5 protein-coding genes are annotated in these 7,186 nt (G+C 52.5%); 4 read left to right on the top strand and 1 reads right to left on the bottom strand.

Going from position 1 to position 7,186, the window contains the following annotated elements:
- The 3 genes from VJY99_RS01210 to tadA all read left to right on the top strand — a co-directional run.
- Positions 1-1,205: PTS transporter subunit EIIC (locus VJY99_RS01210; RefSeq protein ID WP_324115552.1), on the top strand; the 1,205-nt coding region annotated here is incomplete at its 5' end.
- Positions 1,206-1,214: 9 nt separating this feature from the next.
- Positions 1,215-1,847, top strand: a complete 633-nt coding sequence (gene yfhb, locus VJY99_RS01205) for a phosphatidylglycerophosphatase C (RefSeq protein ID WP_324115554.1) — start codon at positions 1,215-1,217, stop codon at positions 1,845-1,847.
- Positions 1,848-1,957: 110 nt separating this feature from the next.
- Positions 1,958-2,428: a tRNA adenosine(34) deaminase TadA gene (tadA, locus tag VJY99_RS01200; protein ID WP_414641552.1), complete on the top strand. Its 471-nt coding sequence runs from the start codon at positions 1,958-1,960 to the stop codon at positions 2,426-2,428.
- Here the strand turns inward: tadA and mltF are convergent.
- On the bottom strand, positions 2,313-3,869 hold the full coding sequence (gene mltF, locus VJY99_RS01195) for a membrane-bound lytic murein transglycosylase MltF (RefSeq protein ID WP_324115549.1): 1,557 nt from the start codon (positions 3,867-3,869) through the stop codon (positions 2,313-2,315). The genes tadA and mltF overlap by 116 nt on opposite strands.
- 269 nt (positions 3,870-4,138) lie before the next feature.
- Here mltF and purL point away from each other — a divergent pair.
- Positions 4,139-7,186: phosphoribosylformylglycinamidine synthase (gene purL / locus VJY99_RS01190; protein WP_324115547.1), on the top strand; the 3,048-nt coding region annotated here is incomplete at its 3' end.

Raw genomic sequence — 7,186 nt, 5'->3', positions numbered from 1 at the left:
ATGTGAAACAAGGAACGCAGCATCAGCTTATTGTTGGGCCGGGTCGTGCAGCTCAGGTAGTCGATGCCATGCGTGAACTGTTGCAAAGCAATGGCCAAACGCTCTTAGCAGAAGACGATATTGCACAGAATAAAGCTCAGGCGAAAGCGCGTTATCAGGCTCCGATGAGCGAAGCGCTGCGTAAACTGGCCAACGTCTTTATTCCATTGATTCCAGCTTTTATTGCTTCAGGGCTTATCACCGGGATTATTAATATCCTCAAACGCCCGGATATTGTGGGTGACCTTGCCACGCAGTATCCGAACATTCTCGGCTTACTTGCCATCTTCGGTAGTGCCGTGTTTGCTATCATGAATATTCTGGTGGGCGTAAATGCCGCTAAAGTATTCGGCGGCTCAATGGCGATGGGCGGCGTGATGGCCGGGATTCTTTCCAGCCCGCAACTGGCGCAAATCCAGCTGTTTGGTGAAAACCTCCAACCCGGTCGTGGAGGGGTGATTGCCGTATTACTGGTTGTGGCGCTGATGTGCTGGATTGAAAAACGCTTACGCCGGTTGCTGCCGGGTTCCCTGGAGTTAATCTTCAACCCGCTGCTGACGACATTAATTACCGCCTCAATTGCTATTGTGGCGTTGCAACCACTGGGTGGTCTGATTTCTGACGCTATTGCCCATGGTGCGACGTTGGCCATTGATAAAGGCGGCATGGTGGTCGGCGCCGTGCTTTCCGGTGTCTTCCTGCCGCTGGTATTGTCGGGGTTACATCAGGGACTGGTGCCGATTCATGTAGAGCTTATCCAGACTCACGGCCAAAATGCGTTGTTACCCATTCTGGCGATGGCGGGTGTTGGGCAAGTCGGTGCAGCACTGGCTGTGTTGCTGAAAACACGTAATCAGCGCCTGAAAAAACTGATTAAAGGTGCGTTACCCGTTGGGCTACTCGGTATTGGCGAACCGCTGATTTTCGGGGTGACATTACCGCTCGGCAAACCGTTTATCGGTGCCTGTTTAGGCGGTGCGGTGGGTGGAGCGTTCATCAGTTACTGGAAAGTGGCAACCGTCATCACCTTCGGAATTTCAGGTTTACCGCTGGCATTAACCATTGTTGCCGGAAAAGTGATGTTCTATCTGTTAGGCTTCCTGATAGCGGTAATCGCCGGGTTCTTATTTACATGGTTGATGGGCTTTAATGATCCAGAGGAGTAACGTTTGGCAATTCAGAGTGAGCGTCGGGTAGTTTTTTTCGATTTAGATGGCACGCTGCATCAGCAGGATATGTTCGGCAGCTTCTTGCGCTATCTGCTGCGCCATCAACCCCTCAATCTGTTACTTGTCATTCCGCTCCTGCCGGTGATAGGTGGTGCGTTGCTGATTAAAGGGCGCGCTGCACGCTGGCCGATGAGTCTGTTGTTGTGGGGCGCGACCTTCGGTCACAGCGAAACGCGCCTCAAGCAACTGGAAACCAATTTCGTGACATGGTTCCGTGAGCGCGTGACCGCATTCCCCGTTGTACAACAGCGCCTGACTGACTACCTGACCAGCTCAGATGCGGATGTCTGGTTGATTACTGGTTCTCCACAACCTCTGGTGCAGCAGGTTTATTTCGATACGCCGTGGTTGCCAAAAGTGAAGCTTATCGCCAGCCAAATCAAGCGCTCCCACGGTGGATGGGTGCTCACATTGCGCTGCCTCGGGCATGAAAAAGTGTCTCAACTCGAACAGCAAATCGGTACGCCACTGCAACTCTACAGTGGGTACAGCGACAGCAATCAGGACAACCCACTGCTCTATTTTTGCCAGCACCGCTGGCGGGTTACGCCACAGGGTAAACTACAGCAGCTTGAGTGAGCGCAGACAACAAAGATGCAGTTTGAAGTATGACGGGTATATAATGCGCCGCCCGAATCTAGCCCGGAGAGCCTCCCTTGTCAGAAAGCGAATTTACCCACGAACACTGGATGCGTCATGCATTGACCCTCGCACGCCGTGCATGGGAAGAAGGTGAGGTTCCGGTTGGTGCGGTGCTGGTGCATAACAACCAGGTGATTGGCGAGGGCTGGAACCGTCCTATTGGCCGACACGACCCAACAGCACATGCAGAAATTATGGCACTGCGTCAGGGCGGGTTGGTGTTGCAAAACTATCGCCTGCTGGAAACCACGCTTTATGTCACCCTCGAACCTTGCGTAATGTGCGCAGGGGCGATGGTTCATGGCCGTATTGGTCATTTGGTGTTTGGTGCGCGAGATGCCAAAACCGGTGCGATTGGTTCGCTAATGGATGTGCTGGGTCATCCGGGTATGAATCACCAGGTTACTGTGGCTGAGGGGGTTTTGGCAGAAGAGTGTTCGGCAATGTTAAGTGATTTCTTTCGAGCCCGCCGCCTTGAGAAAAAAGCTCTAAAGAAAAAATCCCGAAGCCCGGAATAGCCAACTCGACAGGGGTGACGGCCGGATACGCCTCGGCATATTTTAGCGCTTGCGCTTCCTGTTTCTCTTTTTCGAGCATGTACCCCACCAGGCTAATGTAATATTTCCGGATATTCTCAACATACGCATACGCTTCATGGCCACGGGCGTACCCATACGTTGTTGTCGTGTAATACTGTTTTTTGCTCAGTAACGGCAGACGTATTTTGACATCTGCCCAGCTGTCTGGATTGCCTTTTTGCTTCGCCGTCAGTTGGCGCGCATCCAGCATATGGGCATATCCCATGTTATAGGCCGTCAACGCAAACCAAATCTGTTCATCCTTTGGCACACTGTCAGGGACTTTCGCCATCATATCCTTCAGATAACGGCTTCCTCCTTCAATACTTTGCACCGGATCTAACCGGTCGGTGACGCCAAGGCTTTGCGCAGTATTTTTGGTCAGCATCATCAACCCGCGCACGCCGGTCGGTGAAGTTGCCAGGTTATCCCAGTGTGATTCCTGATAAGAGATGGCTGCCAGCAAACGCCAGTCTATTTCGGTGGCATATTTTTCGAATAAGGGCTGTAGCTCTGGCAGTACCGCATCCACCGCTTTGAGGAAGGAGCGGGTATCGACATAATCAAAATCCCCAACGTGGCCGAGATATTTTTCTTCAAGGTGCGCAAAGGTATCGTCGATGTTGAGTCGGTTATAAAAGTCGAGCAGGGCAGCGGACAAGCTGTCGTCGCTATCTAATGCACTAAACCATGTCACAGGCTGTTCGTCGGTTATATCCAGGGCAACTGCAAGCTTCGGATGAACGCGCTGGAAAGTGCTGATCGCAACAGAATCGGTAATGGTATAAGCAATCTTGCCCTCCACCACTTGTTGCATCAGTTCTTTACTGCTGAGTTGCTCATCAACACGCCAGCTTAAATCAGGGTATTTATGACGTTTTAGATTGATCAGCGCGATGAGTGATGTGACACCAGGTGAAAGCACCAACTGGTTTTCTTTGATGTCAGCCAATGACTTAGGGCGTGGGCTACCCATGCGATAAATCATCTGTTGGGAAACGGAATAATATGTCGGCCCGGCCTGGTAATGTTGGCTGCGATGCGTGTTGTACACCAGACCCGCTGCGATAATATCGGCCTTATTATTATCAATATCATCAAACAGATCTTGAATATTCGGGCGAATAGTCACTTCCAGTTTTACACCAAGATACTGGGCAAACAGTTCTGCTAACTCATAATCAAGGCCAATTTTTTTGCCCTGAAACAGAGTGTACGTCAGAGGCGACTCAATAGTACTGACGCGCAAAATCCCCCGCTCTTGAATGGCGGCGATGCGGTTTTCGGCTTGTCCGAACCAGGGAAGGGAGGGCCACAACGCCACTGCCAGCAATACGGTTACGGCACCGATGAACAGATAATTAATTTTAAATCTTTTCAAATAGTTAATCTGCAGCGAGGCGTCGAGTCTTAGCTAACAACAGCATCAATAATGGAGGTTATTCAATAAGGTGTGGCGCATTTTGCTTAACAAAACGCCACTGTGCAACTTATTCAACATATACGGTTAAATTCTCGCCAATGAAAACTAATCCGTTTATTTATACGCAAACGGTTTCGTCGCGGCTGCGGATTCTCTATAATGGCGCCCGTTTTCCCCTTGCGCCCACTGAAGCGTCCCCCTGGCGTTTCGAAGACGAGAGATCTTTGATGATGGAAATTCTGCGTGGTTCGCCCGCTTTATCGGCATTTCGTATTAACAAATTACTGGCCCGTTTTAATGACGCCAACCTTCCGGTCAGCGACATTTATGCCGAGTATGTTCACTTTGCCGATCTCGACGCGCAGCTCGACTCTGAAGAGCACGCCCGTCTGCAACGGTTGCTGAAATATGGTCCAACCCTTGCTGACCACGCCCCGACCGGCCACTTAATTCTGGTCACGCCGCGTCCTGGTACCATCTCACCCTGGTCCTCTAAAGCGACTGATATTGCCCACAACTGCGCGCTTGCTAATGTTAAACGTCTGGAACGCGGTGTGGCGTACTACGTCACTGGCAGCACGCTGACAGATGCACAGCGCCAGGAAGTCGCCGCACTTTTGCATGACCGCATGATGGAAAGCGTGTTTGATACGCTTGACGATGCACAGCAACTGTTCTCGCAGCATCAGCCTGCACCTGTGCAAAGTGTTGACCTGTTAACTCAAGGTCGCGAAGCGCTAGTTGAAGCCAACATCCGTCTGGGTCTGGCTCTGGCAGAAGACGAAATTGATTATTTGCAGGATGCGTTCACCCAACTGGGACGCAACCCGAACGACATAGAGCTGTATATGTTCGCGCAGGCGAACTCCGAACATTGCCGCCACAAAATTTTTAATGCCGACTGGATTATCGACGGCGTTGAACAGCCTAAGTCGCTGTTCAAAATGATTAAAAACACCTTTGAGAAAACACCGGACTACGTGTTATCTGCCTATAAAGATAACGCAGCGGTGATGGAAGGTTCGGCGGTTGGGCGTTTCTATGCCAATCATGACGCAGGCCGCTATGACTACCACCAGGAAGATGCGCATATCCTGATGAAAGTCGAAACCCACAACCACCCAACGGCTATCTCTCCATGGCCGGGTGCGGCGACCGGTTCTGGTGGCGAAATTCGTGATGAAGGCGCGACAGGACGCGGTGCTAAACCAAAAGCGGGTCTGGTCGGTTTCTCGGTTTCCAACCTGCGTATTCCTGGTTTTGAACAGCCGTGGGAAGAAGATTTCGGCAAGCCTGACCGCATCGTGACGGCGCTGGATATTATGACCGACGGCCCATTGGGTGGTGCGGCATTTAACAACGAATTTGGTCGCCCGGCGCTGACGGGTTACTTCCGTACTTACGAAGAGAAGGTCAAGAGCCATAACGGCGTAGAACTGCGCGGTTACCATAAGCCGATCATGCTGGCTGGTGGTATCGGCAACATTCGTGCTGACCATGTTCAGAAAGGCGAAATCACCGTCGGTGCGAAACTCATCGTGCTCGGTGGCCCATCAATGAACATCGGTTTAGGGGGCGGTGCAGCTTCTTCCATGGCTTCAGGCCAGTCTGATGCGGATCTGGATTTTGCTTCCGTACAGCGCGATAACCCAGAAATGGAACGCCGCTGCCAGGAAGTTATCGACCGTTGCTGGCAGTTGGGCGACGCCAACCCAATCCTGTTTATTCATGATGTGGGTGCGGGTGGTCTTTCTAACGCGATGCCAGAACTGGTGAACGATGGTGGTCGCGGCGGTCGTTTTGAACTGCGCGATATCCTCAATGATGAACCGGGTATGAGCCCACTGGAAGTGTGGTGTAACGAATCCCAGGAGCGTTATGTTCTGGCTGTCGCACCTGACCAGTTGCCGCTGTTTGACGAACTGTGCCGTCGCGAACGTGCACCGTACGCCGTCATCGGTGAAGCCACCGAAGAAAAACATCTGACGCTCAACGACAACCATTTCGACAACCAGCCCATTGATATGCCGCTGGACGTTCTACTTGGCAAAACGCCAAAAATGGAACGTAACGTTGAAACCTTGAAAGCGAAAGGTGATGCGCTGGATTGCCGCAACATCACCATTGCTGATGCGGTAAACCGTGTGCTGCATTTGCCGACGGTAGCTGAGAAAACCTTCCTCGTGACCATCGGTGACCGTTCGGTAACCGGCATGGTTGCGCGTGACCAAATGGTCGGCCCGTGGCAGATCCCGGTCGCTAACTGTGCGGTCACCACCGCAAGTCTGGATAGCTACTATGGCGAAGCGATGTCTCTTGGCGAGCGTGCACCGGTTGCGCTGCTGGACTTTGCTGCCTCTGGGCGTCTGGCGGTCGGCGAAGCGCTGACCAACATTGCGGCCACACAAATTGGTGCACTCAATCGCATCAAGCTATCAGCAAACTGGATGTCAGCAGCCGGACATCCGGGTGAAGATGCGGGTCTGTATGAAGCTGTGAAAGCCGTCGGCGAAGAACTTTGTCCGACGCTTGGCCTGACGATTCCCGTGGGCAAAGACTCCATGTCGATGAAAACCCGCTGGCAGGAAGGTACCGAGCAGCGCGAGATGACTTCTCCACTGTCACTGGTTATCACCGCATTTGCCCGTGTTGAAGATGTTCGTCGCACCGTGACACCACAGCTTTGCATCGAAGATAACGCCCTGTTGCTGATTGATTTGGGGGTTGGCCACAACGCCCTGGGCGCAACGGCGCTGTCTCAGGTTTACCGTCAGTTGGGTGACAAACCTGCGGATGTGAGAAGTGCCGAACAGCTTAAAGGTTTCTTTAACGCTATTCAGGCACTGGTTGCCGAGCAGAAACTGCTGGCCTACCACGACCGTTCTGATGGTGGTCTGCTGGTGACGCTAGCAGAGATGGCATTTGCTGGTCACTGCGGCGTGGAAGCGGACATCGCAACCTTAGGTAAAGATCATCTGGCGGCGTTGTTCAACGAAGAATTGGGGGCGGTCATTCAGGTTAAGGCTGCTGATCGCACAGCGGTTGAGAAAACCCTGGCTGACTACGGCCTGGCAGATTGTGTTCACTTCCTCGGCAAAGCCGTGGCGGGTGATCGCTTCACGCTGGCAGCTGACGGTCACGCGGTATTTAGCGAAAGCCGCACCCAGTTGCGTATGTGGTGGGCAGAAACCACCTGGCAGATGCAACGCCTGCGCGACAACCCAGCCTGCGCTGATCAAGAGCATGAAGCTAAAGCGAATGACAACGATCCAGGA

It is taken from the genome of Buttiauxella sp., from assembly GCF_035271705.1.
GTDB lineage: Bacteria > Pseudomonadota > Gammaproteobacteria > Enterobacterales > Enterobacteriaceae > Buttiauxella.
The sequence above is the reverse complement of the archived record's forward strand: the minus strand, read 5'-3'. Positions and strand labels throughout refer to the sequence as shown.

What these genes read in the sequence shown, in the direction of transcription:
- tadA (WP_414641552.1), top strand. Translation starts at nt 1,958, where the DNA reads ATGCGTCATGCATTGACCCTCGCACGCCGTGCATGGGAAGAAGGTGAG.